2 protein-coding genes are annotated in these 2,887 nt (G+C 58.5%); both read left to right on the forward strand.

Going from position 1 to position 2,887, the window contains the following annotated elements; genetic code table 11:
- Positions 1-69: 69 nt before the first annotated feature.
- On the forward strand, positions 70-933 hold the full coding sequence (locus NZK35_RS07605) for an alpha/beta hydrolase (protein ID WP_259631932.1): 864 nt from the start codon (positions 70-72) through the stop codon (positions 931-933).
- A gap of 227 nt (positions 934-1,160) precedes the next feature.
- On the forward strand, positions 1,161-2,642 hold the full coding sequence (locus NZK35_RS07610; RefSeq protein WP_259631933.1) for a sulfatase family protein: 1,482 nt from the start codon (positions 1,161-1,163) through the stop codon (positions 2,640-2,642).
- Positions 2,643-2,887 lie beyond the last annotated feature (245 nt).

Here is a 2,887-nt window from a genome sequence, read left to right on the forward strand (position 1 = left end):
CGGTATTGGGCTTTAGCCTAGACACCAACACTCATGCCCGTTTCATTCGTGTCTTTAAACGTTGTTGTTATGCGCCGCTTTTCATTTTGGCTGTTGCTGGTTTTCTCCATCGGATCTCCCGTCAATTCAGCCGAGCCTGTGATCCAACGTGATCTTTCGTTTGCTCAGGTCAACGGCGTGGACCTGAAACTGGATTTCTACCCCAGCCAGACCGACGGCCTGTCACCGTTGATCGTTTGGGTCCACGGCGGTGCCTGGCGTGCCGGTGACAAACGCAATGTGCCGATCAAGCGATTGACTGAACAGGGGTTCGCGATCGCCAGTCTCAATTACCGCTTGAGTGGGACGGCACGTTTTCCCGCGCAAACCGAAGACATCAAAGCGGGAATTCGTTTCCTACGCGCGCATGCGACAAGGTTTGAAATTGATTCTGACCAGATCGTGCTTGCCGGTGCGTCGGCCGGTGGCCACCTGGCCGCATTGGTCGGCGTCAGCGACGGCATCCAAGCATTGGAAGATCGATCGATGGGAAACGCGGAGGTTTCTTCCGGTGTCTCGGCGATCGTTTCCTTGTACGGGGCCAGCAACTTGCAAACAATCCTCAGCCAATCCACGCCGCACGGTTTGAGCGTTCGCCAGCCGGCACTGAAGCTTCTACTCGGTGACTTGCCGACCGGCGTGCCCGATGCAGCTCGACTGGCCAGTCCGGTCGAGCACGTCGATTCCGGCGACCCGCCGCTGTTGTTAATTCACGGCGATCAAGACCCGCAAATGCCGATCAATCAATCGCACGAACTCCAAGGGGCCTACGAGCGTGCCGGATTGGATGTCACGTTTCATGTCATCCACGGCGCCGCGCACGGCGGAAATGCGTTCTATGATGACGAGCACTTGAAGCTGATGGCGGACTGGATTCGCAGCCGCCTGAATTAGCCAGCCCATGCGCCGTCGGCTGAGGCAGTTTTACAGTCACCCTCCCGTGTGCGGGAGGGTCGAGCGGAGCGAGGGGAGGGCTTCCGACATTGATGCCCCATCGTTGCTAGCAACTTTGGCGTCGCAACAACCCTCCCCGCGTCGTCGCAAACTCCTCCGCGACCCTCCCAGAGGGAGGGTAACTTCGATACATACGGTCCCACCAACATTTCCTATCACAAATTTACATGATGTCCCTTCGCCTACTCGTCCCCCTCTTCGTCGCCTGCTTCGGTCTGAGCGTCTCAGCCCAGTCACAAGCCCCAGCCAAACCGCCCAACATCCTGTGGATCATCGGCGAAAACTTTGATCTGGATTTTGGATGTTACGGCGCGAAGAACGTCCACACACCGAACGTCGACGGCTTGGCCGCGGCGGGCATTCGCTATACGAATGTCTTTTCAACGTCGCCGGTTTGTGCCCCCAGCCGGTCGGCGTTCATGACCGGCATGTACCAGACGACGACCGACACGCACCACATGCGTTCGCATCGCAGCGATGACTTTCGGCTGCCGCCCGGTGTGCGTCCGATGACGCAACGATTGCACGACGCCGGCTACATCACCGCCAACCTGAAAACGATCGGTGATCGCGTCATCGGCACGGGAAAACTGGATCTAAACTTCGTCAACGAAGGCCAGCTGTACACGACCGACGACTGGGAGCAACTCAAGCCCGGCCAGCCGTTCTTCGCCCAGATCAACATGCCTGAAGCAGAGTATGACATCTACGACCGTAAGTCCGCCGAAAAGAACCGCGTCAAATGGGTCGGCGAACAGTGGCACCCCAAAGTCGCGACGCCCGAAAACGTGACGCCGCCACCGTATTACCCCGATCACCCGGTCACACGTCAGGAATGGGCGCGGTATCTCAACTCGGTCACCGGCACCGACGTCCGAGTCGGCTGGATCTTGGACCGACTCGAGAAAGACGGTTTGGCCGACGACACGATTGTCGTGTTCTTTTCTGACAACGGTCGACTGGAAGCACGTGGCATCCACTGGTGTTGGGATTCGGGGTTGCACGTCCCGATGGTGATCCGCTGGCCCAAGAACTTTCCCGCGCCGAAGCAAATCAAACCGGGCGCCGTCAGCGACGAGCTGATCAGTCTGATCGACTTGACCGCCACGACACTTTGGATGGCCGGAATCGAGCCGCCCCTCGGTATGCAAGGTCGCCGCTTTCTCGGTGATGCCACCGGACCATCACGCAAGTATGTCTTCAGCGCCCGCGACCGAATTGACGAAACCGAAATTCGATTGCGGAGCGTCCGCGACCAACGCTACCACTACATCCGCAACTTCACGCCTGGAGCCGGATTCACGACGCTGAATCGCTACAAGGAAAAGTGTTTCTTGGTCAAACCGTTGATGCGGAAACTACACGCCGAAGGCAAACTGACGGGACCGCCGGCGGAGTTGATGAAGCCGTTCCCCGACGAACAGCTCTACGACACGCAAGCCGATCCGTACGAGATTCAAAACCTGGCCGATTCCGACGACACGTCGCATCAAAAAGCCTTGCTTCGCATGCGAGCAGCGCTCGACACCTGGATCATCGAAACCGGCGACCGCGGCGAAATCCCCGAACCCCGCGATGTCGTCGCCCCCTTCGAACAAGAGATGCACAATTGGTTCGGAACACCGGATTGGTATTCGAAACAAGAGTAAACGTTGGTGTCCAGGCTTTAGCCGCACTCCCCCGCAGTTGCGAAGCGTCTGCAGGGTATGACCTCGGGAACACACATTATCAGAGGCTCCGCCTCCGAACCGTGGGCGGAGCCTCCGCTCCATCGCGTTCCACGGCGGAGCCTTGCAACGAGGTGACGCGCGATGAGACGCGGTCAGCGGATCACCAGCACGACGTCCTTTCTAGGTCGTCGTCCTAAGCTGGATGGCGCCTAAAGGCCAATACC

Source organism: Stieleria sedimenti, from assembly GCF_025060895.1.
GTDB lineage: Bacteria > Planctomycetota > Planctomycetia > Pirellulales > Pirellulaceae > Stieleria > Stieleria sedimenti.